Annotated in this window: 25 protein-coding genes, 1 tRNA gene and 2 pseudogenes; 13 read left to right on the forward strand and 15 right to left on the reverse strand. The window is 71.7% G+C overall.

What is annotated here, in order from left to right; all coding sequences use genetic code 11:
* The first annotated feature begins 89 nt into the window (after nucleotides 1-89).
* Nucleotides 90-956, forward strand: a complete 867-nt coding sequence (locus OHS58_RS29050) for a hypothetical protein (protein WP_328644667.1) — start codon at nucleotides 90-92, stop codon at nucleotides 954-956.
* Nucleotides 953-2,515: a toll/interleukin-1 receptor domain-containing protein gene (locus OHS58_RS29055; RefSeq protein WP_328644668.1), complete on the forward strand. Its 1,563-nt coding sequence runs from the start codon at nucleotides 953-955 to the stop codon at nucleotides 2,513-2,515. The genes OHS58_RS29050 and OHS58_RS29055 overlap by 4 nt, the downstream gene beginning before the upstream one ends.
* 69 nt (nucleotides 2,516-2,584) lie before the next feature.
* Here OHS58_RS29055 and rho read toward each other — a convergent pair whose 3' ends face one another.
* The 6 genes from rho to argS form a co-directional block, all read right to left on the reverse strand.
* The gene (rho, locus tag OHS58_RS29060) at nucleotides 2,585-4,657 is read right to left on the reverse strand and encodes a transcription termination factor Rho (RefSeq protein ID WP_328644669.1); all 2,073 of its coding nucleotides are present in this window, start codon (nucleotides 4,655-4,657) and stop codon (nucleotides 2,585-2,587) included.
* Nucleotides 4,658-5,067: 410 nt separating this feature from the next.
* A complete protein-coding gene (gene thrB, locus OHS58_RS29065; protein WP_326944152.1) occupies nucleotides 5,068-5,955 on the reverse strand; it encodes a homoserine kinase in 888 nt (295 codons plus the stop codon).
* Nucleotides 5,952-7,013 (reverse strand): threonine synthase, encoded by a 1,062-nt coding sequence (gene thrC / locus OHS58_RS29070; protein ID WP_328644670.1) that lies wholly within the window; start codon nucleotides 7,011-7,013, stop codon nucleotides 5,952-5,954. The genes thrB and thrC overlap by 4 nt, the downstream gene beginning before the upstream one ends.
* Nucleotides 7,010-8,329, reverse strand: coding sequence for a homoserine dehydrogenase (locus tag OHS58_RS29075; protein WP_326944154.1), 1,320 nt, complete (start codon nucleotides 8,327-8,329; stop codon nucleotides 7,010-7,012). The genes thrC and OHS58_RS29075 overlap by 4 nt, the downstream gene beginning before the upstream one ends.
* Nucleotides 8,330-8,335: 6 nt before the next feature.
* Nucleotides 8,336-9,766, reverse strand: a complete 1,431-nt coding sequence (gene lysA, locus OHS58_RS29080) for a diaminopimelate decarboxylase (RefSeq protein WP_247057159.1) — start codon at nucleotides 9,764-9,766, stop codon at nucleotides 8,336-8,338.
* A 3-nt stretch (nucleotides 9,767-9,769) separates the two neighbouring features.
* Nucleotides 9,770-11,425, reverse strand: coding sequence for an arginine--tRNA ligase (gene argS / locus OHS58_RS29085; protein WP_328644671.1), 1,656 nt, complete (start codon nucleotides 11,423-11,425; stop codon nucleotides 9,770-9,772).
* A gap of 195 nt (nucleotides 11,426-11,620) precedes the next feature.
* On the opposite strand from argS, the gene OHS58_RS29090 reads away from it, so the two are divergent.
* Entirely contained in the window at nucleotides 11,621-12,436 is an 816-nt protein-coding gene (locus OHS58_RS29090) for a DUF3105 domain-containing protein (RefSeq protein ID WP_328644672.1), read from the forward strand.
* Nucleotides 12,433-13,155, forward strand: a complete 723-nt coding sequence (locus OHS58_RS29095; RefSeq protein WP_326944156.1) for a DUF305 domain-containing protein — start codon at nucleotides 12,433-12,435, stop codon at nucleotides 13,153-13,155. The genes OHS58_RS29090 and OHS58_RS29095 overlap by 4 nt, the downstream gene beginning before the upstream one ends.
* Before the next feature lie 93 nt (nucleotides 13,156-13,248).
* On the opposite strand, the gene OHS58_RS29100 is transcribed toward OHS58_RS29095, so the two are convergent.
* Together OHS58_RS29100 and OHS58_RS29105 are read right to left on the reverse strand one after the other, a co-directional pair.
* Complete coding sequence (locus OHS58_RS29100; protein WP_247057166.1) at nucleotides 13,249-14,169, reverse strand: cation diffusion facilitator family transporter; 921 nt, start codon at nucleotides 14,167-14,169, stop codon at nucleotides 13,249-13,251.
* A gap of 177 nt (nucleotides 14,170-14,346) precedes the next feature.
* Entirely contained in the window at nucleotides 14,347-15,447 is a 1,101-nt protein-coding gene (locus tag OHS58_RS29105; protein ID WP_328644673.1) for an epoxide hydrolase family protein, read from the reverse strand.
* A 148-nt stretch (nucleotides 15,448-15,595) separates the two neighbouring features.
* On the opposite strand from OHS58_RS29105, the gene OHS58_RS29110 reads away from it, so the two are divergent.
* Nucleotides 15,596-15,668: transfer RNA gene (locus tag OHS58_RS29110), tRNA-Arg, on the forward strand.
* Between the two features lie 56 nt (nucleotides 15,669-15,724).
* On the opposite strand, the pseudogene OHS58_RS48815 reads toward OHS58_RS29110, so the two are convergent.
* A pseudogene (locus OHS58_RS48815) lies at nucleotides 15,725-16,601 on the reverse strand (AraC family transcriptional regulator).
* Between the two features lie 87 nt (nucleotides 16,602-16,688).
* Between OHS58_RS48815 and OHS58_RS29125 the strand changes: the two are divergent.
* From OHS58_RS29125 to OHS58_RS29135, 3 genes are all read left to right on the forward strand, one after another.
* Nucleotides 16,689-17,609 carry an MBL fold metallo-hydrolase gene (locus OHS58_RS29125; RefSeq protein ID WP_328644674.1) on the forward strand — a complete coding sequence of 307 codons (921 nt, stop codon included), beginning with the start codon at nucleotides 16,689-16,691 and terminating at the stop codon, nucleotides 17,607-17,609.
* On the forward strand, nucleotides 17,597-18,070 hold the full coding sequence (locus tag OHS58_RS29130) for a GNAT family N-acetyltransferase (RefSeq protein WP_328644675.1): 474 nt from the start codon (nucleotides 17,597-17,599) through the stop codon (nucleotides 18,068-18,070). The genes OHS58_RS29125 and OHS58_RS29130 overlap by 13 nt, the downstream gene beginning before the upstream one ends.
* Before the next feature lie 68 nt (nucleotides 18,071-18,138).
* On the forward strand, nucleotides 18,139-18,414 hold the full coding sequence (locus tag OHS58_RS29135) for a YggT family protein (RefSeq protein ID WP_326944162.1): 276 nt from the start codon (nucleotides 18,139-18,141) through the stop codon (nucleotides 18,412-18,414).
* Here OHS58_RS29135 and OHS58_RS29140 read toward each other — a convergent pair.
* From OHS58_RS29140 to OHS58_RS29150, 3 genes are all read right to left on the reverse strand, one after another.
* Nucleotides 18,394-19,059 (reverse strand): TetR/AcrR family transcriptional regulator, encoded by a 666-nt coding sequence (locus OHS58_RS29140; protein WP_326958144.1) that lies wholly within the window; start codon nucleotides 19,057-19,059, stop codon nucleotides 18,394-18,396. The two genes, OHS58_RS29135 and OHS58_RS29140, sit on opposite strands and share 21 nt — an antisense overlap.
* A 67-nt stretch (nucleotides 19,060-19,126) precedes the next feature.
* A complete protein-coding gene (locus OHS58_RS29145; RefSeq protein ID WP_326944163.1) occupies nucleotides 19,127-19,978 on the reverse strand; it encodes an alpha/beta hydrolase in 852 nt (283 codons plus the stop codon).
* A 2-nt stretch (nucleotides 19,979-19,980) separates the two neighbouring features.
* Nucleotides 19,981-20,802, reverse strand: coding sequence for an alpha/beta fold hydrolase (locus tag OHS58_RS29150; RefSeq protein ID WP_326944164.1), 822 nt, complete (start codon nucleotides 20,800-20,802; stop codon nucleotides 19,981-19,983).
* 147 nt (nucleotides 20,803-20,949) lie between these two features.
* Between OHS58_RS29150 and OHS58_RS29155 the strand changes: the two genes are divergently transcribed.
* The 4 genes and pseudogenes from OHS58_RS29155 (at nucleotide 20,950) to OHS58_RS29170 (ending at nucleotide 23,686) form a co-directional block, all read left to right on the forward strand.
* Nucleotides 20,950-21,660 (forward strand): helix-turn-helix domain-containing protein, encoded by a 711-nt coding sequence (locus tag OHS58_RS29155; protein WP_328644676.1) that lies wholly within the window; start codon nucleotides 20,950-20,952, stop codon nucleotides 21,658-21,660.
* Between the two features lie 65 nt (nucleotides 21,661-21,725).
* Complete coding sequence (locus OHS58_RS29160; protein WP_328644677.1) at nucleotides 21,726-22,916, forward strand: FAD-dependent monooxygenase; 1,191 nt, start codon at nucleotides 21,726-21,728, stop codon at nucleotides 22,914-22,916.
* A pseudogene (locus tag OHS58_RS29165) lies at nucleotides 22,909-23,314 on the forward strand (ABC transporter substrate-binding protein); the annotation flags it as partial. The gene OHS58_RS29160 and the pseudogene OHS58_RS29165, both read left to right, overlap by 8 nt.
* 21 nt (nucleotides 23,315-23,335) lie before the next feature.
* Nucleotides 23,336-23,686, forward strand: coding sequence for a YciI family protein (locus OHS58_RS29170; protein WP_326944167.1), 351 nt, complete (start codon nucleotides 23,336-23,338; stop codon nucleotides 23,684-23,686).
* Here OHS58_RS29170 and OHS58_RS29175 read toward each other — a convergent pair.
* Together OHS58_RS29175 and OHS58_RS29180 are read right to left on the reverse strand one after the other, a co-directional pair.
* Nucleotides 23,673-24,494, reverse strand: a complete 822-nt coding sequence (locus tag OHS58_RS29175) for a class I SAM-dependent methyltransferase (protein WP_328644678.1) — start codon at nucleotides 24,492-24,494, stop codon at nucleotides 23,673-23,675. The two genes, OHS58_RS29170 and OHS58_RS29175, sit on opposite strands and share 14 nt — an antisense overlap.
* Nucleotides 24,495-24,508: 14 nt before the next feature.
* Nucleotides 24,509-25,291 (reverse strand): class I SAM-dependent methyltransferase, encoded by a 783-nt coding sequence (locus OHS58_RS29180; protein WP_328644679.1) that lies wholly within the window; start codon nucleotides 25,289-25,291, stop codon nucleotides 24,509-24,511.
* Between the two features lie 83 nt (nucleotides 25,292-25,374).
* Between OHS58_RS29180 and OHS58_RS29185 the strand changes: the two genes are divergently transcribed.
* Nucleotides 25,375-25,980, forward strand: a complete 606-nt coding sequence (locus OHS58_RS29185) for an NAD(P)-dependent oxidoreductase (protein ID WP_328644680.1) — start codon at nucleotides 25,375-25,377, stop codon at nucleotides 25,978-25,980.
* Here OHS58_RS29185 and OHS58_RS29190 read toward each other — a convergent pair.
* The gene (locus OHS58_RS29190; protein ID WP_247057202.1) at nucleotides 25,977-26,897 is read right to left on the reverse strand and encodes a proteasome assembly chaperone family protein; all 921 of its coding nucleotides are present in this window, start codon (nucleotides 26,895-26,897) and stop codon (nucleotides 25,977-25,979) included. The two genes, OHS58_RS29185 and OHS58_RS29190, sit on opposite strands and share 4 nt — an antisense overlap.
* Nucleotides 26,898-26,940 lie beyond the last annotated feature (43 nt).

Raw genomic sequence — 26,940 nt, forward strand, 5'->3', positions numbered from 1 at the left:
CCACCCCCGATCGAGTGAATGTCACGCATAGCGACAACGAAGGTCCGGCGATCTGCTAATTCCTTACGCCGAGGGAAGGGGATCAAGCGATGACTGCGGAACCCGGCGTGCAGGTGGTGACCTGGCCGCCTGCTGACGGCAACAGCGCCTACCTGGACAAAACGCTGCTGCACATGCCCGTCGAACTGGGCATGGCCGAAGCCGTGAACTGGCGCACCCTGTTCCAGCTGTGGTTGCGGGCGTTCATCTGCTCCGCTGTCATCTGGACGGCCTTCCTCGGAATCGCCGTGATCGTGGGACTGGCCTCCGCGGCCTCGGACTCGTCGTCTTACGGCTACAGCAGCTCGACGACGGGCGGGATGAGCGCGGCTTTCGCCGTGTGCTGGGTCGGCATGCTCGTCTCGTTCCTCGTCTTCTGGGTCGTCCTGCTGGTGACCAGGTTGACGGAGCCGATCGCGGAGTGGCGGGTGCTGCTGGCCGACCGGGCGGACAAAGCGGACTCGGCCTACAGCCACATCTTCGGTGTGTTGTGGCGGCGGAAGTTCCCAGTGCGCTGGCAGGTCCGGCGGTTCCACATCGGTTCGGCCTCGATCAGCAACCGGCTGGTCGTCCTCCACGGCCCGTACACCGCCTACGTCTCCGTTTTCGCCTACGGAACCAGCCTCTACCTCGGCTGGACGATGTGGCGGGCCCGCCGCGGGAGCGAGCTGGTCGGCCAGTTCGTCAAGGACCTGTTCCTGAGCATGGCGGGCCGGCACGACATCGAACGCGAGATGATGCGAACCGAGCCGGTGCGAGCGATGCGCGAAGCCGTGCACGCCGCCTGCCGGGAAGGGCTGCTCGCCGCCGCCGAGGGGCAATGGGTATCGACGGAGTTCGGGTTCCCGCAAGGCCTCCCGCCACTGGAGGAGACCGGCTTCGGCCAGGCCCCCGTGCCCACCGCGCCACAGCAGTGACCCCGCCCGGCGTCGCCACCGAGTCCGAGCCGGACGCGCACTGGGCGTGGGTGGCGGTCCGGCTGCGGCCCGCCACCACCCTGGCCCGCACTCTCGCCTACCCCGAGGTGGACGAGCGGCGCTGGCTGGCTCAGCTGGCGGCCGCGGAGCGCGCGTGGCTGGCCGGGCGCTGGTCGGACAGCCGGCACTCCCGTTGGGAACTGCGGTTCAGCAGCAACGGCGGCGAAGCGCTCTCTTGTGTGCTGCTCGGCCGGACCCACGGCGACGATCGCGACGCGGTGGTCGCGGCGGCCGTGGCCCTGCGGAACCGGCTCGCGGCAGCGCCCGGGCACGTTGTCACGGAGCCAGTGCTCGACGACGTCGAAGTACGCCGGCTCCTGCAGGTCCCGCGGGGCGTCCACGAGATCCGGAAGCCGTTGCGGTGGGCATGGCGCGATCCGAGGGAGACCGGCCGACGGGTCGAAGCGGCCGTGACGCCCTTGGCCGCGGGCGCGACCACCTGGGAAACGATCTGGCACGCGCTCGCCGGTCAGGCCATGACCACCACGGTCGCCGTCTACCTCGAACCGTGGGCCGCGCCCACGCAGCTGGGCCCGTACCTCACGCAGCTGGCCGGGGCGTACGCCGGGATCGCGAGGGGGAAGCGGGGCAATCCGATCTGGAACGTCGCGTCGCCGCCGGACCCGTTCGCGGAGGAAGCCGCCGGACGCTACGCCGAAGCGGCGCGACGCTACACCGGGCGCTGTTTCCGGCTGCGCGTCTCGGTCATCTCCGCGGGCCCGCTCGACTCTGGGTTCGCGGAGCTCGTCGCCACAGCGACCGGCGGGGTCGTCTGCCCGGTCGCGCCCGCCGAGGCCGCTGAGGCCGCGCGCAACTTCGCGACCATGGACCGTGGCTGGCTCGATCAGACCTACGGCCAGGGCGCGCCCACTGGCGAGCTCGCCGATCCGGCCCGGATCCTGACCGACACCGTCGACATGGACGAAGCTTCGGTCGCGTTCCGGCTGCCGTACGAACTCCCCGGTCACCTGCCTCTGTTCACCGCTGCCGACCGCCTGGACCGAGTCGTCCTCGGCGGCCACGAGGAGGCCTTCGCCGTGCCTGAGCCAGGCGCTACCGCGCGCAAGCGCGTTTTCGTGTCGTATGTCCAGGAGGACAAGACCGACGTCGACCGCCTGGTGGTCGCGTTGCGCGAAGCGGGATACGACACCTGGATGGACCGCGACCGGCTCGCCCCCGGAATGCGGTGGAAGTCGGCGATCCGCGACGCGATCCTGCGCGGCGACTCCTTCGTCGCGTGCTTCTCGCCGCGGTACTGGAAGAGCCGGACGTACATGAACGAGGAGCTGATCATCGCCGCCGAACAGCTACGGCTGATGCCCCGCGACCGCCAGTGGTTCCTGCCGGTGGTGTTCGAGGCGTGCGACCTGCCGGATCACCCGATCGGTCCTGGCGAGACGATCGCGGACACCCTCCAGTACGCCGACTTCTCGACGGACTGGGACGAGGGGTTCCGACGGCTGCTCAGCGCGCTGGGCCCGCCGTCCGCCGAGGCCTGAACGCCGTGAAGGCCCCCTTCCCGGCCATAAGAGCCGGTAAGGGGGCCTTCACGGACTTGCGACCGAAACTCAGTCGTCCTCGTTGCCGCCGAGGGCGGTCTTCGAGACCTGCATGAGGAACTCGGTGTTCGTCTTCGTCTTGCGCAGCCGGGAGATCAGCAGGTCGATGGCCTGCTGCGAGTCGAGCGCGTGCAGCACCCGGCTCAGCTTCACGGTCACGGCCAGCTCGTCCGGGTTGAGCAGCAGCTCGTCCTTGCGGGTACCCGACGGGTTGACGTCGACGGCCGGGAACACGCGGCGCTCGGCGATCTTGCGGTCGAGCTTGAGCTCCGCGTTACCGGTGCCCTTGAACTCTTCGAAGATGACCGTGTCCATCGTCGACCCGGTCTCCACCATCGCCGTGGCGAAGATGGTCAGCGAGCCGCCGTTCTCGATGTTGCGCGCCGCGCCGAGGAACCGCTTCGGCGGGTAGAGCGCGGTCGAGTCGACACCACCGGACAGGATCCGGCCGGACGCCGGGGCCGCCAGGTTGTACGCACGGCCGAGACGCGTGATCGAGTCGAGCAGCACGACGACGTCGTGGCCCATCTCGACCAGGCGCTTGGCCCGCTCGATGGACAGCTCCGCGACCGAAGTGTGGTCCGCCGGCGGCCGGTCGAAGGTGGAGGAGATGACCTCGCCCTTCACCGAGCGCTGCATGTCCGTGACCTCTTCCGGACGCTCGTCCACGAGGACGACCATCAGGTGGCACTCGGGGTTGTTCGTCGAGATCGCGTTCGCGATGTCCTGCATGATCGTGGTCTTACCGGCCTTCGGCGGCGACACGATCAGGGCGCGCTGTCCCTTGCCGACCGGCATGATCAGGTCGATCACGCGGGTCGTGAGCTTGTGCGACTCGGTCTCGAGGCGCAGCCGCTCGTTCGGGTACAGCGGGGTCAGCTTGGTGAAGTCGGGGCGGCGCTTGGCCTCGTCCGGCTCCAGCCCGTTGATCGAGTCGACGCGCACCAGCGGGTTGAACTTCTGCCGCTGCTGCTCGCCGTCCCGCGGCTGACGCACGACGCCGGTGATGGCGTCACCACGGCGCAGGCCGTACTTGCGGACCAGCGAAAGCGAGACGTACACGTCGTTCGGGCCGGCGAGGTAACCCGACGTCCGGACGAACGCGTAGTTGTCGAGCACGTCCAGGATGCCCGCGACGGGCAGCAGGACGTCGTCCTCGCGGATCTCGGTGTCCGGCGAACCGCCGACCTCGCGCTGGCCACCGCCGGTGCCCCGGCGACGACGGTCGCGGAAGCGACGGCCGCGACGGCCGCCTTCCTCGTCGTCGTCCTGCTGCTGCTGGGCGCGGTTGTCGCGGTCGCGGTCGCGGTTGTTGTCCTGCCCGCGGCTGCCACCGTCCTGCTGGTTGCGCTGACGGTTGCCGTCCTGGCCCTGCCGGTTGTCGTTCCGGTTGCCCTGACGCTGGTCGCGCTGCTGACGGTCGCCGCTCTGCTGGCGGTCACCGCCCTGCTGACGCTCGCCGCTGCCCTGACGCTCGCCACCCTGCTGGCGGTCGCCACCCTGCTGGCGGTCGCCGCCGTTCTGGCGGTCACCACCCTGCTGGCGGTCGTTCTGGCGGTCGGCGCCGTTCTGGCTCTCGGGCGCACCGGCGGCGCGGTTGGAACCGCGGCGACGTCGGCTGCGGCCGCCCTCCTCGGGCGCACCGTCCTGGCCCTGCTGGCCGTCCTGCTTGTCCTGCTGCGGGCGCTCGGCCTGCGGCTGGGTGTCCGCGACGGGCGCAGCCGGCGCCTCGACGGACGCCTCCGGGACCACGGCCTTCTTCGGCTCCGGCTTGGTCGCCGGGGCCGCGGCCTTGGCCTCGCTCTTCGGGGCCGCCTTGGGCGGTTCGCCGACGCCTTCCAGAGGCAGGGTCTCGTTCGCCGCACGCTTGCGAGACTTGCCCTGACGCTCACGGATCGCGGCGATCAGGTCGCCCTTGCGCATACCCGTCGTCTCGCCGACGCCGAGCTCCCCAGCCAGCGAACGCAGTTCGGCCACAGTCTTGCCGGTCAACCCGCCGACCGTCTTCTTGGGAGCGGGGGCCGTGCCGTTCGACTCTGCGGCGCCGTTACCCACGTCGCTCAAAAGATCGGTGTTGCTCACACATGTCCTTCCTGACCGATCCACGCCTCCAGGCGGATCAGCGGACTGCCGCTCGCTTCTGATCGCGAACCGGCGTAACTGCCCCCCGATACGGGAGATGAGCTCTTCGGCCGTGCGAAACACAGCTGGAGCGCCTCCACCACAGGGGTTTGCGTCCTCCATTCGGAGGATGCGGAATCCGACACCGCCGAGACCGGAAACCCGCCTGCGTCCCTCCGCGTTACCCCGCTTGCCAGGCGGTGCGGATCTGGCGGATCGACGAAGGATGCGATCCGGGAAACTCCCCTGGACCGGCATCGGGTGCGGAAACGCACGGTGATCGAACGCCCCCGAGGGTAGACCGCACCGGTGCCGGGTGCAACAACCACCCCCCGCGTGGCGGCCCCCACCGCAGGCACGTGACCCAGCCTTTACTGAGCCGCAACCTGCACACCCGCGAGATCCGCGGGCAGCTCGTAGACGTCGAAACCCTCAACACCGGCCCCTGGCGGCAATATTCCCGTCGTGGTCAGCGCGAGCACCGTGGGGCCCGCGCCGGAGATCGCCGCGGCCACGCCTTGTGCACGGAGCGTGTCCACCAGCGCGGTGCTCGCCGGGTAAGCGGGCGCGCGGTAGAGCTGGTGCAGGCGGTCTTCGGTGGCCGCCAGCAGCAGCTCCGGTTTCGCCGTGAGCGCGTGCACGGCGAGGGCGGCGCGGCCGGCGTTGTGCGCGGCGTCGCGGTGCGGCACCGTCGCCGGCAGCAGGCCGCGCGTGGTCGCGGTGGCCGAGCGGACGGCCGGGACCGCGACGACCGGCCGGATCCCGGCGTGCGGGGTCAGCCGCTCGGCGTGGAACACCGTGCCCTCGCACCAGGCCAGCACGAGCCCGCCGAACAGGCTCGCGGCCGCGTTGTCGGCGTGACCCTCGAAGCCTGCGGCCAGCTGCAGCGCGTCGAATTCGTCGATTTCCCGGCCCGCCAGCGCGTACCCGGCGGCGACGCCGGAGACCACCGCGGCCGCCGACGAGCCGAGCCCGCGCGCGTGCGGGATCGCGTTGTAGCAGCGCAGGTGCAGGCCGGGCGGGTCGACGCCGAGGTGCGCGCAGGTCCGCCGGATCGCCCGCACCACGAGGTGAGACTCGTCGGTGGGCACGTCGGCGACGCCGCCCGCGCCCGCGTCGATCACCTCGACCTTGAGGCCTTCGTCGGTGACCTGCACCTCGACGACGTCGTAGAGCGCGAGCGCCATCCCGAACGCGTCGAAGCCCGGCCCGAGGTTCGCCGTCGACGCCGGGACCGTGACGCGGAAGGCGCCGCTCACCGCAGGTCCAGGGCCGCCGCGACCGCCGAGGGGTCCACGGCCAGCGGCTCGACCTCGACGTTGCCCGCCAGCGCCGTCTGCGGGTCCTTCAGGCCGTGGCCGGTGACGGTGCAGACGACCGTGGCGCCCTTCGGCAGCCGGCCGTCGGCGGCCGTCGCGAGCAGGCCGGCCACGCTGGTGGCCGACGCCGGCTCGACGAACACGCCCTCACGCCCGGCGAGCAGCCGGTACGCCTCGAGGATCTTCTCGTCGGTGACGGCTTCGAAGAGCCCGTGGGACTCGTTCTTCGCCTTGACCGCGGCGGTCCACGACGCCGGGCTGCCGATCCGGATCGCGGTGGCGATCGTGTCCGGGTCGCGCACCGGTTCGCCCAGCACCAGCGGCGCCGCGCCGGCCGCCTGGAAGCCGAACATCCGCGGGGTGTTCTTCACCACACCATCGGCCGCGTACTCCGAATAGCCCGCCCAGTAGGCGGTGATGTTGCCCGCGTTGCCGACCGGCAGGCAGTGGACGTCCGGCGCCCGGCCGAGCGCGTCGCAGACCTCGAACGCGGCGGTCTTCTGGCCGGCGATGCGCACCGGGTTGACCGAGTTGACGAGCGTGACCGGGTAGTCGGCCGCGGTCTTGCGGGCGAGCTCGAGGCAGTCGTCGAAGTTGCCGTCGACCTGCAGGATCCGCGCGCCGTGCAGCACGGCCTGGGCGAGCTTGCCCATCGCGATCTTGCCCTGGGGCACCAGCACGGCGCAGGTGAGCCCGGCGCGCACGGCGTAGGCGGCGGCCGAGGCCGAGGTGTTGCCGGTCGACGCGCAGATCACCGCCTTGAGCCCGCTGGCGAGCGCGTGCGTGATGGCCACGGTCATGCCGCGGTCCTTGAACGAGCCGGTCGGGTTGACGCCCTCGACCTTGAGGTGGACGTCGCAGCCGGTCAGCTCGGACAGGTAGCGGGCGGGCAGCAGCGGGGTGTTGCCCTCCCCGAGCGTGATCACGCGCGCGCCGTCGGGGACCGGAACGCGGTCCCGGTACGCCTCGATGATCCCGGGCCAGGCCTTGATACTCATGCGTCTTCGCCTTCCACCCGCATCACACTGACAACATGGTGGACGACATCGAGCCGTCCGATCTCGTCCACAGTGGACCGCAGGGCCGCGTCGGGGGCCTGGTGCGTGACGACGACCAGGCTCGCGCGGTCGTCGACGTGGAGCTGGCGGACCGCCGCGATGCTCACGCCGTGGGCGGCGAACGCCTGTGCCACCTGGGCGAGCACCCCGGCGCGGTCGGCCACGGAAAGGCTTACGTGGTACCGGGTCGGGGTCTGGCCCATCGGCCGCACCGGCAGCGCCGCGTGCGCCGACTCGCGCGGGCCGCGGCCGCCGGCCACCTGGTTGCGGGCCACCGCGACCAGGTCGCCGAGCACCGCGCTCGCCGTCGGCGCGCCGCCCGCGCCCTGGCCGTAGAACATCAGCTCGCCGGCGGCGTCGGCCTCGACGTAGACGGCGTTGAACGCGCCGCTCACGCCGGCCAGCTGGTGGCTGCGCGGGATCATCACCGGGTGCACGCGGGCGGACACCGACTCGACGCCGTCGTCGTCGGTCACCCGCTCGCAGATGGCGAGGAGCTTGACCGTGCGGCCGAGCACGCGCGCCGCGCCGAGGTCGGCGGCGGTGACGTCGGCGATGCCCTCGCGGTGCACGTCCGAGGCCGTCACCCGGGTGTGGAAGGCGAGCGAGGCGAGGATCGCGGCCTTGGACGCGGCGTCGTAGCCGTCGACGTCGGCGGTCGGGTCGGCCTCGGCGTACCCGAGCCGGCTGGCCTCGTCGAGCGTCTCGGCGTAACCGGCGCCGGTCGAGTCCATCGCGGACAGGATGTAGTTCGTGGTGCCGTTGACGATGCCCATCACGCGGGTGATCCGGTCACCCGCCAGGGACTCGCGCAGCGGCCGCAGCAGCGGGATCGCCCCGGCCACGGCGGCCTCGAAGTAGAGGTCGACGCCGGCGGCGTCGGCCGCCTCGAACAGGTCGGCGGAGTGCTCGGCGAGCAGCGCCTTGTTCGCGGTGACCACGGACTTCCCGGCCTTCAGCGCGGCCAGCAGCCAGCTGCGCACCGGCTCGATCCCGCCGACGAGCTCGACCACGACATCGACGTCGTCCGAGGTCACGAGCTTCTCGGCGTCGGCGGTCAGCAGCTCCGGTGGCAGCTCGGGGTGCTTGTCCGGGCGGCGGACCGCGATGCCGGCCAGCTCGACCGGCGCGCCCGCCCGGGCGGCCAGCTCGCCGGCCTGCTCGGTGAGCAACCGGGCGACCTCGCCGCCCACGGTCCCGCAGCCGAGCAGGGCGACCCTGATCGCACGTTTTGGAGTGTCACTGCGTTCGGACACGGTTTCTCAGACCTCCAGGCGCAGCATGTCGTCGGTCGTCTCACGCCGCAGCAGCAGCCGGGCGCCGCCGTTGCGCACGGCGACCACGGCCGGGCGCGGCTGCCGGTTGTACGTGCTCGCCATCGAGTAGCAGTAGGCACCGGTCGCCGCGACGGCCACCAGGTCGCCCGGAGCCAGCGTGTCGGGCAGCCAGCAGTCTCGTACGACGATGTCGCCGGACTCACAGTGTTTTCCCACGACCCGGGACAACACGGCGTGCACCGGCTCTTCGTTGTCGCTCGCGGAGCGGGAAACCAGCCGGACGTCGTACACCGCGTCGTAGAGCGCGGTGCGGATGTTGTCGCTCATCCCGCCGTCGACGCTCACGTACCGGCGCACGGCGTTGTCGCCGAGCGCGACGTCCTTGATGGTGCCGACCTCGTAGAGCGTGATCGTGCCGGGCCCGGCGATCGCGCGGCCCGGCTCGCCGGCGATGCGCGGCACCGGGAGCCCGGCGTAGGCGCACTCCTTGCGGACGATCTCGCGGATCTGCGTGATCATCTGCGCCGGCGGCGGCGGGTTGTCCTTGTCGGTGTAGGCGATGCCGAAGCCGCCACCGAGGTCGACCAGGTTCAGCTGGTCGAGCAGCTCGGGGCCGTGTTCCTTGGCCAGGTCGGCGAGCAGCCCGACGACACGGCGGGCGGCGACCTCGAAGCCGTCGGCGTCGAAGATCTGCGAGCCGATGTGGCTGTGCAGGCCGGTCAGCTTCAGCGACGGCGCGTTGAGCACCCGCCGCACCGCCTCCGCGGCGTCCCCGGCGGCCAGCGAGAAGCCGAACTTCTGGTCCTCGTGGGCCGTCGCGATGAACTCGTGGGTGTGCGCCTCGACGCCGACGGTCACCCGGATCAGCACCGGCTGCACGACGTCGTGGCGCGCGGCGGTGTCGGCCAGCCGGGCGATCTCGTAGTAGGAGTCGAGCACGATCGTGCCGACGCCCGCGACGACCGCGGCTTCGAGCTCCGCCGGCGACTTGTTGTTGCCGTGGAAGGTGATCCGCTCGGCCGGGAAGCTCGCGCGCTGCGCCACGGCGAGCTCGCCACCGCTGCAGACGTCCAGGCTCAGCCCCTGCTCGGCCACCCAGCGGGCGATCTCGATGGAGAGGAACGCCTTGGACGCGTAGTGCACGAGCGCCGGGTCGTCGAACGCCTCGGCGTAGTCCGCGCAGCGGGACTTGAAGTCGGCCTCGTCGACGACGAACAGCGGCGTGCCGTGCTGCTCGGCCAGCTCGCGCACGTCGACGCCGGCGATCCGCACGACGCCGTCCGCGCCGCGGAAGGTGTTGCGGGGCCAGACCTTCGGGTAGAGCCGGTCGAGCTCGTCGCCGCTCGCGGGCGGGAACCCGGAGGAGTCGGCGTGGGGGTAGACGTCGGCGTGCCGTGGGCCCGCGGGGTGCGCCATCGATTACATCCGTTCCGGAGCAGAAACACCGAGCAGGGCGAGGCCGTTGGCCAGGACCTGGCGGGCCGCTTCGCACAGCGCGAGCCGCGCGTGGGTCAGCGGGGTCACCTCTTCGTCGCCCTGGGGCAGCACGCGGCCCACGGTGTAGAACTTGTGGTAAGCGCCCGCGAGTTCTTCGAGGTAGCGCGCGATCCGGTGCGGCTCCCGCATGTCGGCGGCCCGACGCACCATTTCCGGGAACTCGCCGATGGTGCGGATCAGGTCGCCCTCGGCGGGCAGCGTCAGGAGTCCGAAGTCGACGTCCGAAGAGGATTTGATGCCGAGATCGGCCGCATTGCGCTGCAGGGACGCCAGCCGCGCGTGGGCGTACTGGACGTAGTAGACCGGGTTGTCGTTGGAGTGCTTGCGCAGCAGGTCCAGGTCGACGTCCAAAGTGGAGTCGACGGAGTAGCGGATCAGCTCGTAGCGGGCCGGGTCGACGCCGACCGCCTCGACCAGGTCCTCCATCGTGATCACGGTACCGGCGCGCTTGGACATCCGCACCGGCTTGCCGTCGCTGACCAGGTTCACCATCTGGCCGATCAGCACCTCGACCGTGGCCGGGTCGTCGCCGAACGCCGCCGCGGCCGCCTTGAGCCGGGCGATGTAGCCGTGGTGGTCCGCGCCGAGCATGTAGATGCAGAGGTCGAAGCCGCGGTTGCGCTTGTCCTTGAAGTAGGCCAGGTCGCCGGCGATGTAGGCCGGGTTGCCGTCCTGCTTGATGACGACGCGGTCCTTGTCGTCGCCGTACTCGGACGACTTGAGCCACCAGGCGCCGTCCGCGAAGTAGAGGTTCCCGGAGTCCTTCAGCTGCTGGACGGCGGCGTCGACCGCGCCCGACTCGTGCAGCGAGTTCTCGTGGAAGTAGACGTCGAAGTCGGTGCCGAACTCGTGCAGGCTGTCCTTGATCTCGGTGAACATCAGCCCGATGCCGATGCGGCGGAACGTCTCGTGCCGCTCCTGCTCCGGCAGCGACAGCGCGCTCGGCTCGGCCTTGATGACCTCGGCGGCGATGTCGTTGATGTAGCCGCCCGCGTAGCCGTCCTCCGGCGCGGGCTCGCCCTTCGCGGCGGCGATCAGGGACCGGACGAACCGGTCGATCTGCGCACCGGCGTCGTTGAAGTAGTACTCGCGGGTGACCTCGCCGCCCTGCGCGCCGAGCACGCGGCCCAGCGCGTCGCCGACCGCGGCCCAGCGGGTGCCGCCCAGGTGGATCGGGCCGGTCGGGTTGGCCGAGACGAACTCGAGGTTGATCTTGGTGCCGGCCAGCGCGTCCCCGCGGCCGAAGGCGGCGCCGGCCTCGATGACCTGGCGCACGATGTCGCCCTGCGCGGCCGCGGCCAGGCGGAAGTTGAGGAACCCAGGGCCCGCCACCTCGGCCGAAGCGACGCCGTCGGCCGCCGCGACCGCCGCGGCCAGCGCCTCGGCGAACTCACGCGGCTTCAGGCCGGCCTTCTTCGCCACCTGCAGGGCCAGGTTCGTCGCGTAGTCGCCGTGGTCGGGGTTGCGCGGGCGTTCGATGGTCACCTGCTCCGGCAGCACGGTGTCGTCGATGCCGCGTGCGGTCAGTACCTGCACGGCGGAGCTGCGGACCAGGTCGGCGAGAGCGGCGGGAGTCACTCGTCGAATTCTAGGTGTGCCCAGGTCGGGCGCTCGCAGCGGTCTCGGCCACGTCACGGCGGGCATCCACGTGAGGTGTTAACGGTGATCAGACGTGTGGTCTCTACACTGGCCCGGGCGGGAATCCGTCCGCAGCCAGCAGAGGAGAACGCGGGAGCCATGGCGAACCGGACAACTGGGAAAAAGGGGTCGGCCGTGAAAGTGGCCCGCGGTTCCGTGGTCAGCAAGAAGGGCACGCCATGGGGCACGATCATCGCGGTCGTGGCCATCGTCGCCCTCGCCGCCGCCGTGATCACCTACTACATGGTGGCGTCCGCGCCGAAGCGTGACCAGGCGAGCCGCGAAGAGGCCGCCGCCGCGTTCGCGCCGACCGCGTCCGACCCGGATCCCTCGAAGCGCATCCCCGGCGTCATCACCGCGACCTACACCGGCAGTGTGCACGTCCTGCCGACCGAGCGCGTCGCCTACGACAAGACCCCGCCGTTCGGCGGCCCGCACGACCAGACGTGGGCCACCTGCACCGGCATCGTCTACCCGAACGCCGTCCGCACCGAGAACATGGTGCACGCGCTCGAGCACGGCTCGGTGTGGATCGCCTACAACCCGCAGCAGATCTCGGGTGACGCGCTGAACCTGCTGAGCGTGCGCGCCAAGGACAAGCCGTTCACGATGCTGTCGCCCTACCCCGGTCTCGACAAGCCGATCTCGCTGCAGTCCTGGGGCCACCAGCTGAAGCTGGACAGCGCCGACGACCCGCGGATCGACGAGTTCATCGCGGCCCTGCGCAGCAACCCGAACGGCGTCTACCCCGAGGTCGGCGCGTCCTGCGACGCGGTGCCCGGCTCGTTCGACCCGGACAACCCGCCGCCGTTCGACCCGTCGAAGCCGGGCCCGGACGCGAAGCCGATGGACTACAAGGGCAGCACCGCCGCGCAGGGTGAGCAGGGCGCCCCCGGCGGCGTGCCGACCGCCCCCGCGTCCGCCCCGGCCTCGGGCGCGCCGTCCCAGTGAGTTCCGGAGCCGACCTCGACGACCTCGAAACCGATGAGGTCGTCGAGCAGCCGACGTGGTCGCGCTGGGTGATCATCGGCGGGACGCTGCTGGCGGTCCTGCTGATCGGCGGCGTCGCGGGGATGTTCCTCACCCGCGCCGTCGACGACCCGGCGGCCACGGCCACCCCGGCCCGCGACTCCGTCGAGGTCGGCTTCGCGCAGGACATGTCGACGCACCACCTGCAGGCGGTCACGATGTCGGGCATCGCCCGCGACCGCACGACCGACCCGGAGATCAAGCAGCTCGCGTTCGACATCGAACGCACGCAGCTCGAGCAGGTCGGCCGCATGAAGGGCTGGCTCATGCTGTGGGACCAGCCGGAGCAGGCGATCGGCGCGCCGATGAAGTGGATGACGGAACCGATGTCCGGCCACGACGGCATGTCGATGGCCCCGTCGTCGCTGTCGCCGTCAGGCGGCGCGTTGATGCCGGGCATGGCGACCGACACGGAGCTGACGAAGCTGCGCTCACTGTCGGGCCGCCCGTTCGACGTCTACTTCCTGCAGCTGATGCTCCGCCACCACCAGGGCGGCACGTCGATGGCGCAGTACGCGTCGGAGCACTCGAACCTGCCGGCGCTGAAGGCCCTGGTGAACAGCATCCTCACGTCCCAGGGCGCGGAGATGGACCAGATGAAGCTGATGCTCGCGGGCCGAGGCGCCCAGCCGCTCCCCTGACGAGCTTTCGAGGTCCGTGAAGGCCTCTTTACCGGCTCTTATGGCCGGCAAGGAGGCCTTCACGGCTTTCGGGACTTGGGGGCCCGGCGCGAGCTACCAGGAGAGTTCCTGGCAGCGGCGTGCGCAGTGCGGTGCCTCCACCTGCAAGGTCGCGTGCTCGATCGCGTAGCGCGTCGAGAGCAGGTTCTGGGCCTCGGTCAGCACGTCCGATTGCTGCGCCGGCGGGGCGAGCGTCAGGTGCGCCGACGCCACCTCCATGCCCGACGTCAGGGTCCAGACGTGCAGGTCGTGCACGTCCGCGACGCCCGGCAGCGCCGACAGCTCCGCGCTGATCGCGCCGACGTCGACGCCCTGCGGGGCGTGCTGGAAGAGGATGCGCAGCGCGCGGCGGGCCAGGGTCCACGTGCGGGGCAGCACGAACAGGCCGATCGCGACGCCGATGATCGGGTCCGCGTAGCGCCAGCCGGTGAGCAGCGTCAGCGCGCCGCTGACCAGCACGCCGACCGAGCCGATCAGGTCGGCCAGCACCTCGAGGTACGCGCCGCGGACGTTGAGGCTCTCCTTCGCCCCCGAGCGCAGCACCGCGAACGACACGATGTTCGCCACCAGGCCGGCCGTCGCGGCCAGCAGCACCGGCAGGCCGGCCACCGCAGGTGGGTCGCTGATCCGGCCGACGGCCTCGACGAGGACGTACCCCGCGACGCCGAACAGCAGGATCGCGTTGCCCAGCGCCGCCAGCACCTCCGCGCGGTAGAGGCCGAACGTGCGGCTGACGGTGGGGCCGGAGCGGCGGGCCAGGATGATCGCGGTCAGGGCCATGCCGACGCCGAGGACGTCGGTGAACATGTGCGCCGCGTCCGAGATCAGCGCCAGCGAGCCGGTCGCGAAGCCCACGACGAACTCCAGCACCATGAACCCGGCGCCGATGCCCAGGGCGATCGTCAGGCTCCGGACGTACCTGCCTGACGCGCTCGCCGGCGCGGCCGCTTGGCCGTGCCCGTGTCCATGCCCCATTTCGCCTCCGTTCCCGGTTCGCCGTCGAGGCCCAACATATAGTCGGATGCGCATATGTGCAACAGAGGGGAGCCTAAGTTCACTCATCCGAAAAGTACCCCGCACGCGCGCGCCGACCAATCCACCAGGAGGGGTTTCCCGCCTGGCGGACCGATTACGCTTCGGCGCTTCTTCCGGCTAGCGCACCAGCCGGAAGAAGCCGCGGACCTGCTGGACGAACAGCTCGGGCTGCTCGAGCGCGGCGAAGTGACCGCCGACGGGCAGCGTCTCGAACCACCGCAGGTCGGCGTAACGCTGCTCCGCCTGCCGCCGCGAAGGCCGCACGATCTCCTTGGGGAACACCGAAACCCCGGCGGGCACGGTGATCGGGGACAGGTCGCGGTCGGTGTTCTCCCAGTACATCCGCGCCGACGAGGCGGCCGTCGCGGTGAACCAGTAGACGGAGATCGCGTCGAGGAGCCGTTCGCGGGAGACGGCGTCCTCGGGCTGTCCCTTGTGGTCGGTCCAGGCCCAGAACTTCTCGGCGATCCAGGCGGCCTGCCCGGCGGGCGAGTCGGTCAGGCCGTAACCGAGCGTCTGCGGCCGGGTGCCCTGCTGCGCGGCGTAGGCGCTGCCGGTCCGCCGGAACTCCGCCAGGTCGGCGCGGGCCTGCCGCTCCTGCTCCGTCGGGTCGTCCCGGTCCAGCGACACGGGCGCGTAGTTGACGTGCACCCCGGCGACGCGCTCGAACCGCGCGAGCGCGTTGGTGACGGCGGCACCCCAGTCGCCACCCTGGGCGCCGTAGCGCTCGTAGCCGAGCGATGTCATCAGCGCGTCCCACAGCTCGGCGACCCGCGGGATCTTGAGCGCGGGCTTGTCACTCCACCCGAACCCGGGCAGCGACGGCGCGACGACGTGGAAGGCGTCGGCCGGATCCCCGCCGTGCGCCCGCGGATCGGTCAGCGGCCCGAGCACGTCGAGGAACTCGGTGACGGAGCCGGGCCAGCCGTGCGTGAGCACGAGCGGCAATGCGCCCGGTTCGGGCGACCGGACGTGCAGGAAGTGCAGGCCGACGCCGTCGACGGTGGCCCGGAACTGCGGAAAGGCGTTGAGCCGGCCGGCGAAGCCGAAGTCGTACTCCTCGCCCCAGAACCGGCAGAGCTCCCGCACGTAGGCGAGCGGCGCCCCCTGCGACCAGTCGTCGACGGTCTCAGCCTCGGGCCACCGGGTCCGCCGCAACCGCTCCCGCAGGTCGGCGACGTCGGCCTCATCGAGCGGTACCCGGAACGGCTCAACCACGACAGCTCCTTCAGGTGGGCCTCCCACGCTATCGAGACGCCCACGAATGGATCAACTTCAGCCCCCTGACCAGCGAATTCGTTTTGCGGCGCCCTGCCCGCGCGGGTCACGGGGGATGCGCTAAGCTTCTGAAGTCGCCCAGCGATGGGCCCTCGTAGCTCAGGGGATAGAGCACTGCCCTCCGGAGGCAGGTGTCGCAGGTTCGAATCCTGCCGAGGGCACCCAGATCCATTGCGCAAAACCGGCCCCTACCAGCGAACACGCGGTAGGGGTCGATTCATGCGGCCGCCAGCCGGTACTTTCCCGGCGCCACACCGAATTCGCGCTTGAACGCGTGTGAAAACGCGAACGGCGAGCCGTAACCCACCTTCGCCGCCAGTGCGGGCAGCGGCAGGTCCGTGTCCTGCAGGAGGCTCGCCGCCGTGGTCATGCGCCACCACGTCAGGTACGCCATCGGGGGGCGGCCCGTCAACGCCGTGAAGCGGCGGGCCAGCGTTGCGCGCGACAAGCCGACCCGGGCCGCGAGGTCCTCGATGCGCCACGGGGCCGCGGGATTCTCGTGCAATGCCGCCAGTGCGGCCGCGATCTCGCGGTCCCGCAAGGCTTCCGGCCAGCCCTGGTGCTCGGTCGAAGCCAGCCAGGCCCGGACCAGGTACACCAGCAACAGGTCCAGCAGGCCCGTCACCACCGTGTCCCGGCCGGGGCGGGACGCCGCAACCTCGCCGCCCAGCAGGTCGATCGCCGCCCGTAGTTCCGGGTGGTGGCCGATCCTCGCGGGGAGGTGGACGACCTCCGGGAGGGCCGCGAGCACCGGGTGCTGGCGCGCGCGGTCCAGGCGGTACTTGCCGCACAGGAACTCCGTGCGGCCGTCCGGGTCGGGCGCCGCCGTCTCGAACGGCACCGCGCCGGCGGCGTCCGGGGCGGACGACAGCGTGTGGGCGCTGCCGTGCGGGACCAGGACCACGTCGCCCGCGCCCAGGGGCACCGGCTCGCCGGACGAAGGGACCAGCCAGCCGCTCCCCCGCAGCAGCACGTGGAACCCCGCGCCCCTCGTACGGCGCGAAGCGGTAGCACCACGTCGAGCCGGCGCGCAGGCGGTTCGACGTCGGCTGTCCGATCCGCATCGCGGCGATCGCGTCGCTCAGGAGGTCCACGAGACCATCGTAACCGTGAGACGATTGCGCATTCAGACGAGCATTTCGGCCATGGAAACACTCACACGAACGTCTTAGCGTGGAGACATGCAGATCGGTGACGTCGAAGTGCTCAAGGTCGTCGAGTGGCAGGGTGAGATCGCCCCGCTGCGGACCAGCGTGCCGGAGAGCCCGGCCGGGCTCCGGCGGGACAACGCGTCCTGGCTCGCACCCGACCACTGGAACCCGGAGACCGACGGTTACCACGCCGCCGTCCAGACGTGGGTGCTGCGCAGCGAGGGCCAGGTCGTCCTCGTCGACACCGGCGTCGGCGACGACCGGCAGCGACCGCAGATCCCGCTCTTCGACCACCTGAAGACCGGCTTCCTGGACCGCCTGGCCGACGCCGGGGTGCGGACCGACGACGTCGACGTCGTCGTCAACACCCACATCCACTACGACCACGTCGGCTGGAACACCCTGCTGCGCAACGACGAGTGGGTGCCGGCCTTTCCCAACGCCACCTACCTGATCCCCCGCGCCGACCAGACGTACTTCGATCCGCGCAACGCCCATCGCCGCCCGGCGCCGCGCACCGAGCAGGAGCAGTTGCGCCGCGAAAGCAGCCTCCTCGTCTACGCCGACAGCATCGCCCCGATCCTCGGCCGGGCCGTGCTGTGGGAGACGAGCCACCGCATCGACGGCAACCTCACGCTCGAGCCGGCGCCCGGCCACACGCCCGGCTCGGCGCTCGTGCGCCTGACGTCCGGTGCGGACCGCGCCGTGTTCGTCGGCGACCTGCTGCACAGCCCGGTGCAGATCCTCGATCCCCGCCACAGCAGCTGCTTCTGCGAAGACCCGCGCCAGGCCGCCGCCACTCGCCGGAGCGTGCTCGAACGCGCGGCCGACAACCGGGAACTCGTTGTGCCGGCGCACTTCGCGGGCCCTGGCGCGGCCGAGATCCGCCGCGACGGCAGCCACTTCGCGATCCACCGCTGGGCGGATACGGTCGCGGAGTGCCGGAACTGATCACGCCCACCGCGGACCGCCGCACCGCCTGGCTGGACGCGCACGCCGAGTGGGGCCCCGGCCGCCACGAGGACGGCTTCGGGCTGCTCCCCGCCGACGAGGTCGGGACGCCGGCCGGGTTCGCGGCCTGGCTGACGCGGCTGGCGACCGACGAGTCCACCGAGTACTGGTGGATCGTCGACGGCGAGCGCGTGCTCGGCGGGATCGCTCTGCGCCGCAGGGACGCGGGTGCCGGGCACATCAGCTACGGCGTCCGGCCGTCCGCGCGCCGACGTGGGCTCGCGGGCTGGGCCCTGGCCCGCGTGCTCGACGAGGCGCGCGCCCGCGGGATGCCCGAGGTGGTCCTCGTCTGCGCGCCGGGCAACGTCGCCTCGGCGAAGACGATCGAACGGCACGGCGGCGTCCGCGAAGACGGGTCGTGGCGATACCGCGTCACCCTGCTTCCTGTCGAAAAGCTGTGAAACCGGACAGACCTGGCACTCTCCGCCACCCCCGCGCGTTCATCGGGTAGTAAGACGGAGGAGGACCGATGGGTGCGTTGGGGACGTTGCTGGGGTTCGCGCTGACCCTGTACATGCTCGTGCTGATCGCGCGGATGGTGCTGGACTGGGTCGGCATGGTAGGCACCAGCCCGCCGTGGACCCGGCGGGCCCGCGGGCTGGCCTACGCGGCGACCGAGCCCGTGATCGGGCCGGTGCGGCGCGTCGTGCGGCCGGTGCGGCTCGGCGGAATCTCGCTCGATCTGGCCTTCACGCTGGTGTTCGTCGCCGTGCTGGTGCTGCGGTCAATCGCCTTCAGCCTGTAGCGTGCCGCGGAAGCTCGCGGACAGCCGGTCGACGCCGCGCTCCAGCTCGGCGCGGACGCCGCGCAGGTCGATGCCGTCCGGGTCGATCAGGGCCTGCATCGAGATCCCGCGCAGCTGGGCGAGCAGGGCGGACGCGTACGCGTCGGCGTCCCGGACGCCCGTGATGCTCCCGTCCGCGACGCCGCTGGCGACGGTCTGGGCGATGGCGAAGCGGAACCGGCGGTCGGCCTCGGTGAGGGCGGCGCGCATGGCCGAGCTCTCCGCGGACGCATCGCCCCAGAGGGCCAGGAACGCGTGGTTGAGCGTCGGCATCGTCGTGATGAGCTCGAAGATGATGTCCAGCAGCGCCCGCAGCATGTCCATCGGCGTCGCGGTGGCGGACCCGGTCCGGGCCGCCACCGCTTCGCTGTAGGCGTCGGTGAACTCCTCGACGGCGTACTCGACCAGCTTGCCGCCGAGGCCGTCCTTGTCGCCGAAGTGCTGGTAGATCACGGCCTTCGCGTACCCCGAGCGCGCGCAGACACCGCCGAGCTTCATCCGGCCGAAGCCGTCCTCGGCGATGAGGTGCGCGGCGGCGTCCAGAATGCGAGCCTCGACGGCTTCGTCGGCGTCTTCCTGGATCCGGCCTGCGGCGGAACGGTCCACCGCGCCATGCTAGCCACTGGAACCGGACATCACCGGCCAACTGACGCCTTACCCGGCTGACCTGCGGTTATTTGACGAACCGGCCGACGAAGTCGAGCGCGGCGGCCGCCACCTCCTGCCAGCCGCTGTCGATGGTCAGCGAGTGCCCGCGGCCGGGGAGCTCGGCGAACTCCGTCGTCCCCGGGTTCTTCAGCTGCCGCTCGTAGGTGGCGTGCGCGATGGCGTGCGGCACCTGGTGGTCGTACTCCCCGGAGATGACGAGCATCGGCCCGCGGTCGGGGTTGAGGTTGTCGGCCTTGACCTCGGTGCGCGGGTTGATGTTCGCGAACGCGGCCTGGAAGATCGGCACGCCCGAGCCGGCGACGTGGTACTTCTCGTACAGCTCGTGGGCCTCCTGGTCGCTGACGGCGTTGGCGAAGCCGTACTTGAACTGCTCGAACGTCAGCGCCACCGCGCGGTGGCGGTTGGCCGGGTTGGTCAGCACCGCCGACGACGCCTTGAGCGCGCTCGCCGGCAGCGGGAGCACGCCGCGCGAGGGCGCCGGGTCGATCGCGACGGTCGCGGCCGACAGCCCGCGTCCGGCCAGCATCTGGACGAGCAGCCCGCCGAACGAGTGCCCGATGATGGCCGGCTTGCGGTCCAGCTTCTCGACGATGGCCTGCTGGTAGGCCGCGACGTCGCCGACGCTCTTGTTCGCGAAGACGTCCGGGTTCGCTCGGGCCTCCTCGACCGTGGCGGGGTCGTCGGGCCAGCCCGGGGTGACCGCGGCGTAGCCCGCGGCCTCGAAGAACTCGGCCCAGCGGTCCCAGCTGGTGTCGAGCAGCCACAGCCCGTGGACGAACACGACCGGCTGCTTGCCGGAGGTGTTGGCCCGCTCGACCTCGGCCAGTTCCTGAGCGGTGGGTGCGGGGACGGTCACGGTCACTCCCGGATGAATTCGAGCAGCTCGGCGTTGAACCGAGTCTCGTGGTCGCCGCACAGGCCGTGCGGCGCGCCCTCGTGGACGACGAGGGTGGCGTTCGGCAGGATCTCGGCGCTGCGCCGGCCGGCCGCGTCGATCGGCACGATCTGGTCGTCGTCGCCGTGCACCACCAGCACCGGGATCTCGATCTTGCCGAGGTCGCCGGTGAAGTCCTGCTCGGAGAACTGCGCGACGCAGTCGTAGGCCGCCTTCAGCCCGACCTGCATGCTCAGCCGCCAGAACTGGTCGCGCAGGCCTTGCGAGACCGTCGAACCCGGCCGGTTCGCGCCGTAGAAGGGCGCGGACAGGTCCTGGTAGAACTGCGACCGGTCGGCCGCGACGCCGGCGCGGATGTCGTCGAACGCGCTCAGCGGCAGGCCGCCGGGGTTGGCCGCGGTCTGCAGCATCAGCGGCGGCACCGCGCCCAGCAGCACCGCCTTGCGGACGCGCTCGGTGCCGTGCCGGCCCAGGTAGCGCGTCACCTCACCACCGCCGGTGGAGTGCCCGACGAGCACGACGCCGGTCAGGTCCAGCGACTCGATGAGCGCGGCGAGGTCGTCGGCGTAGGTGTCCATGTCGTTGCCGGTCCACGTCTGGCTGGACCGGCCGTGGCCACGCCGGTCGTGCGCGATCGCGCGGAACCCGTTGGACGCCACCAGGTTCAGCTGCGGGTCCCACGCGTCGGCGTTCAGCGGCCAGCCGTGGCTGAACACCACCGGCGGCCCGGAACCCCAGTCCTTGTAGAAGATCTCGGCACCGTCGGAAGTGCTGGCGTACGGCATCACGACCTCCTTTCTCCGAGAACCGAGCCTAGGAGCGCCCGGCGCGTGCCGGATCGGCTCTCGGTGCCCGGCCCTCGGCCGTCCGCGCCACGCGATTGCGGGATCCGGGCGCTGTCGAGACGCCGAGCCGTCCGGTTGACTGGCTTCATGACCGTGGGTTTCGAGACGCAGCTCGCCTGGTGGTCGTTCGGGCCGCTGACGCTGTCGCGCGTCGAAGCCGCCGGCATCCCCCTCCCGCGCGGGGAGGAGCCCGGCGAGCTGAGCCTGGTCAGCACCCCGCGGCCGGTCACGTTCGTCTGGCTGGGCCCCGTCGGCTCGCGGACGCTGCACCTCCCGCCGGACGAGCTGGGCCTGTCCGCGGCGACGCTCCGCCGGGCCGCACCACGGCTCGCGGCGAGCCCGCTCCACCGGCTGGTCGCGCACCACGTCCAGGGCCTGGCCCGCGACGCCGACGCCCTCAGCGCGACGCCCGCGGCGGACGCGCTGGGCCGCGTGTGCGTCGACCTGGTCCGGGCGCTGCTGGCGAGCGCGGCGGGCGAGGAGCCGACGTTGATCGCGCAGGTGCGCACCCACGTGCGCCACCACCTCGGCGACCCCGGCCTGTCCCCGGCGTCCGTCGCCACCGCGCTCTCGGTGTCACCGCGCCAGCTCTACCGGGCCTGCGCGGCCGCGGACCTGAGCCTCGAGCAGTGGATCATCACGGCCCGGCTGGCGGGGGCCCGCGCCGACCTGGCCGACCGGCACCTCCCGATCGCCGCGGTCGCCCGCCGCTGGGGGTTCAAGGACCCGACCCACTTCACCCGCCGCTTCCGCGCGGCTTACGGCGTGCTGCCCAGCGAGTGGCGCCGCCGTCAGTGAACGGTGCGCGGGTCGTCAGCGGCGGCACGCAGTCTTCGGTCATCACCGACCGAGAGGAACTCCCGATGACCGCCAAGACCGTGCTCGTGTCCGGGGCCAGCATCGCCGGCCCGTCCGCGGCCTACTGGCTGCACCGCAGCGGCTACCGCGTCACCGTCGTCGAAACCGCGCCGGAGCTGCGGCCCGGCGGCCAGGCCGTCGACTTCCGGGGTGAGCAGGTGAAGCTGCTGGCCGCGATGGGCGTCCTCGGCGACGTGCGCCGGTTCGAGACGGCGATGGGCGAGCAGACCGTGCTCGGCCTCGACGGGAAGCCGCAGCTGAGCGTGCCCGGCGCGGCGTGGAGCGGCGAGGTCGAGATCCTGCGCGGTGACCTCGCCCGCGTCCTGTACGAGCACACCGCGGACTACACCGAGTACGTCTTCGGCGACCGCGTCAGGAGCCTGACCGAGCGCGCGGACGGCGTCGAGGTCACCTTCCGGCGCGGGGCGCCGCGGAAGTTCGACCTGGTCGTCGGGGCCGACGGCGTGCACTCGGGGGTGCGGGCCGCCGCGTTCGGCCCGGAGCGGGACTTCCGCCGCGACCTCGGTTTCGGCATCGCCGGGTTCACCGCGCCCAACCACCTCGGGCTCGACCACACGAGCGTGCTCTACAACGAGCCCGGCCGCGGCCTGATGGTCGGCAGCCACCGGCACGCCGACCGGCTGCACGTCGGGCTGGTCTTCGCCGCCGACGACGTCGAGTTCCGCCGCCGCAGCACCGACGAGCAGCGGGCGCTGGTCGCGCGGCTGTTCGCGGACACCGGCTGGGAGACGGCGAAGCTGCTCGAAGCGCTGCCCGCGGCCGACGACCTCTACGTCGACTCGATCAGCCAGATCCACCTCGACCGCTGGTCGACGGGCCGCGTCGTACTGCTCGGCGACGCCGCGTGGTGCGCCGGGCCGGGCGGGTCCGGAACCGGGCTGGCGATGATGGGCGCCCAGGTCTTGGCTGGGGAGCTCGCGGCGGCCGGCGGCGACCACGTGACGGCGTTCGCGAAGTACGAGGAGCGGCTGCGCAAACCGGCCGCGGTCGGGCAGAAGAACGGCAAGGGCTCGGGCAACTTCCTCGCGCCGCGCACGGCCAAGAAGATCCGCAACCGCAACCGCGCCTACAAGATGCTGAGCACGCGGTTGTTCGGCGGTATCTTCCTGCGGATGACCGACCGGGCGGCCAACGCGCTGGAGTACCGCGAATACCCGCTGCTCACTTCGGCGTGACGCGGCGATCCGGCTGAAAACCGTGCTGGGCCAGAAGTTCCTGGCGCTCGACCCGCAGGGTGAAGCCACGCTCGACCCGGACGAGCCGATCCCCGTAGGACGTCCGCGCCGCGCTCACGGGACTGTCGGGGCTCTCGGACACGCTCGCCTCGTGCGACGGGCAGCTGTCCACGTTGCTCGCCAACACCCAGCTCGGGCCGCTGCTCACCCAGCTCGACCAGCTGACGTCGATGATGCAGCGCAACCAGGACGCGCTCGCCGCCGGGATCCGCGGGTTCGCGCCGCTGGTCCGCCTCGGCGTCAACCTCGCCGGCAACGGCCGGTGGGTCGACGGTTACCTGTGCGGGCTGCTGCTGCCGTCGTTCGGGCCGCTCAATGAGCAAGGCTGCTTCGGCTGAGCCGCGTGGCATGCTGACCGCATGCGATACCTGCTCCTGCTCGCCGGTGACGAATCCGCGGAAGCGGCCGCCGGCCCCGAAATGGCTCAGCGCTGCCACGAATGGGGCGCCGAGCTGGCGCGGCGCGGGATCCAGCAGACCGGCACGGGCCTGCGTCCGCCGTCCGAGGCGAAGACGCTGCGGGTGCGCGACGGCGACGTCCTGCTCACCGACGGCCCGTTCGCCGAGACCAAGGAGCAGATCGGCGGCTACGTCATCCTCGACTGCCCCGACCACGAGACGGCCGTCGAGGTCGCGTCGCGGCACCCGTGGGCCGAGGCCGGCGCGCTCGAGCTGCGCCAGATCGCCGACGGACCGCCTACACCTTCGTGATCTTCACCGTGACCTGGTTGTCGTTGTAGGTGTAGGCCACGTACTCGAACTCGACGCCGGTGCGCTCGACGTACTCCGTCCAGGCGCGGTACTCGTGCCGCTTCCAGCCGGGGAAGTTGAAGAACTCGTCGAAGTGCACGATGCTGCCGGCGCGCAGCCGCGGCCCGCAGAGGTCGAGGACGGTCTTGGCGGAGCTGTAGAGATCGCCGTCTACGTGCAGGAAGTCGACGTGCCCCGGGTGCCCGTCCAGGAACCCGGGGAGGCTGTCGGCGAACAGGCCGACGACCAGCTCGGCGCCCGGGACGTCCGGCAGGTCGTCGCGGGCGAACGCGCCGGCGGGCATGCCGTTGAGCCACGCCTCGGGCAGGCCGTCGAACGAGTCGAAGCCGTAGACCTGCTCGCTGTTGCGAGCGCGGGTGATCGTGCGCAGCGTGTTGCCTGACGCGACGCCGAACTCCAGCGCCATCCCGCCTTGGGGCGCCAGGGAAAGCGCGTACTCGAGTGTCTGCTTCGGACGGCCGAAGTGCGGGGCGCCGACCAGGTGCTCGCGGGCGAAGACGTTGCTCTCCAGCGCGGCGTCCTGGTCGCCGGCGTAGACGATGTCGCGGCGGCTGCGGATCTCGAACTCCACCACCCGATCGAGGAGCCGGTCACCTTGGCGGACGATCTCCTCGCGCAGCTCCGCGCTCATCCGGTTCAGCTGATCGGTGTACGGGTCGTGCACTTTCGAGGCCACCCGGAACAACAGCCTGCCCAGCGTGCGCCTCAGGGTTTTCGCTGCGGACGAAGGGCTTTCCGTCTGGTTCATCCCGGGACGGTACCTCACCCCGTGGTCGCCTCTCGTGAGTGTTCAGGGCGGTTAGAACCGCCCTGAACACTCACGACGAGCCGGAAGCCCGCGTCCCACTCCGGGAGGTCCAGCAGGTCCCGGTGCTCCTCGTGCCAGCGACCGGACGCCAGGTCCGCGCGCAGCCGGGCGATGCCGCGCGCCACGGCGTCGGGTGCCGTCTGGGCCAGGGCCGAGCACGCCTGCCGCACCGCCGGGTCGAGGTAGGCCTCCGGACGCCGCCAGTGGGCCGGGAAGACGCCGTCGGTGAAGTCCCACGGCACCGGCAGCGGGACGACGCTCCGCGCTCCCAGGAAAGCCGCGATGTCCGACGCCGACGGACGCGACCGCTCCAGCTCCGCCACCTCCGGCACGTACTCGCGCACCAGCCAGAAGTCGTTGTGGCGCCCGGTTTCGTAGGCCAGGACGACCTGCCGCCGCGCCACCCGGCGCAGTTCGGCGAGGCCGCGCCGCCACTCGGGCCAGTGGTGCACGGTCAGCACCGCGAGCGCGGCGTCGAACGTGCCCGCGGCGAACGGCAGGGCCTCCGCGACCGCGCGCACCACCGGCGCGGCGCCGGGAGGGCGTTGCCGGATCATCTCCGCGGACGGCTCGACCGCGGTGACCCGCCGCCCGGGCGGCTCGTAGGAGCCCGTGCCGGAGCCGACGTCGAGCACCGTGCCCGCGTCTCCCAGCGCGTCGAGCAGCGGCGCGAGCCAGCGCGGGTCGGTCCGCCGGCCCAGCGCGTAACCGACGCCGATGCGGTCGTAGGTCGTCATCGCACACCCCCAGGTCGAAGCCGATTTCGTTGCGGTAACCGGCACCCCCGAGCCTAGTTTCACCGGCGACGGAAGGGGATTCCATGAGCAGGATCATCGTGTTCGGCGCCGGCGGCCGGGCCGGGCAGCGTGTCGTCGCCGAGGCGACAGCGAGAGGCCACCAGGTCACCGCGGCGGTGCGCGACCCGAGTCGCCACGAGGGTGTCGCGGCCGACGTCACCGACGCGGACAGCGTCGCGGAGGTGGTGGCCGGGCACGACGCGGTCATCAGCGTCGCGTACGCCACCGGAACAGCGTCGGGCGAGTTCTTCCCGGCCGCCGCCCGCGCGCTGGTGGACGGCCTGAAACGGGCCGGGGTGAGCCGCCTGGTCGTCGCCGGGATCGGGACGACGCTCGAGACGGCGCCCGGCGTCGCGGTGCACGACGCGCCGGACTTCCCGGCCGAGCACCGCGCGTTCTCGCTGGGGCACGCGGCCGAGCTGGCGGTGCTGCGCGAGAGCGGCCTGGACTGGCTGGTCGTCGCGCCGCCACCGGTCGTGCTGGGTGAAGGCGACGGCACGGGCTCCTACCGCACGGCCGTTACGACGCTCATCCCCGCGGAGACGTTCGCCTACGCGGACTTCGCGCTCGCGCTGGTCGACGAGGCGACGACGCCGAAGCACTCGCGGGTGCTGCTGGCCGTGGCCTAACGCTCCGGGGTCTCGCCGCCGTTCTGCTCGGCGAGGAACCGCTCGAACTGCGTCCCGAGCTCCTCGGCGGTCGGCATGTGCTCGACGGACTCGGCGAGCAGGCTGCCCTTCTCGGACGCCTCGACGAACGCGTCGTACTGCCGCTCCAGCGCGCGGACGACGTCGCCGGCGTTCTCGTCGGACGCCGCGATCTGCCGTTCGATCTCGGCGGCGGCGAGGTCCGCGGCCCCGCGCAGCTCGCCGACGGTCAGGTTCAGCCCGGTCGCGCGGCCCAGCGCGTCGAGCAGGTTGAGCGACGCGGTCGGGTAGGCCAGCTGGGCGAGGTAGTGGGGCACGTGCGCGGCGAACCCGACCGCGTCGTGTCCCCACTCGCCGAAGCGGTACTCCAGCAGCGCGGCGGCGCTGCCCGGCACCTGCAGCCGGTTGGGCAGCGGCTGGTGCTCGCCGACCAGGTCCTGGCGGGTGGCGTGCGCGGTGACGCCGAGCGGGCGGGTGTGCGGCGCGCCCATCGGGATGCCGTGGAAGCCGGCGGTCAGCCGGACGCCCCAGCGCTCGACCAGGTTCCGGACCGCGGCGCAGAACCGCTCCCAGTCGTGGTCCGGCTCCGGGCCCGCCAGCAGCAGGAACGGCGTCTCGTCGGCGTCGTGCAGCAGGTGGACGACCAGTTCCGGCGCGTCGTAGTCCTCCCAGTGGTCCACCGCGTAGGTCATCGTCGGGCGCCGCGAGCGGTAGTCGATGAGGCGGTCGACGTCGAAGCGCGCGACCACCCGGTGCTCCCCGCTCAGCAGGTGCTCGGCCAGCAGACGACCCGCCGAACCCGCGTCCATGAACCCCTCGAAGTGGTGCAGCAACACCGCCCCGGTCAGGTCGGGGACGTCCGAGTCCACCTCGTACAGGTCGTCGGGATCGAATCCCACCGGATCCTCCTGCTCACTGCTCGCCGACACGTATGCGAATCCT

It is taken from the genome of Amycolatopsis sp. NBC_00348, assembly GCF_036114655.1.
In the GTDB taxonomy this organism is placed as follows: Bacteria; Actinomycetota; Actinomycetes; order Mycobacteriales; family Pseudonocardiaceae; genus Amycolatopsis.